1 protein-coding gene is annotated in these 458 nt (G+C 61.8%); it reads left to right on the forward strand.

All coding sequences use genetic code 11. The annotated features are described in order from the left end of the window. A partial coding sequence (locus tag FHK88_RS07290; protein WP_227430089.1) for an ROK family protein occupies positions 1 to 346 on the forward strand: 346 nt, incomplete at its 5' end. Positions 347 to 458: the final 112 nt, after the last annotated feature.

Below are 458 nucleotides of genomic sequence, written 5' to 3' on the forward strand. Positions count from 1 at the left end.
CCTTAGCCGAGGCGAAAATCGCCCGCTCACCCCCGCTGACATAGTCCAGAAGGCCTTGAGCCGCGATCCGGCAACCCTCCGTGTCGTCGACGACGCAGGCCTCTCCGTGGGCCGCGCACTGGGCAACGTTGCCAACCTCATCAATCCAGAAGTCATCGTGGTAGGCGGCCCCCTGGCCGGCCTCGGTGACATCCTGCTCGAGCCCATCCGCCGAGGCCTGACGCGGCATGCCGTGCCGGTCATCGGCGAGACCACCACCCTCACCATGTCTTCCCTGGGCGACCGCGCGGAAGCCCTGGGAGCAGCCGCCCTCGTGTTCCAAAATGCAGGTATCCGCCGAATGTAGACCATTTCGTTATCCGGTAATTGCGTTCAAGACTTGACGACAAGACCTGTGATCCAGTTTACTTTTGGATCAGACGGGTCAGCGTTTTGCTGACCGGACAACGAAGTCATGC

Origin of the sequence: Psychrobacter sp. I-STPA6b, assembly GCF_020662265.1 — a bacterium.
GTDB lineage: Bacteria > Pseudomonadota > Gammaproteobacteria > Pseudomonadales > Moraxellaceae > Psychrobacter.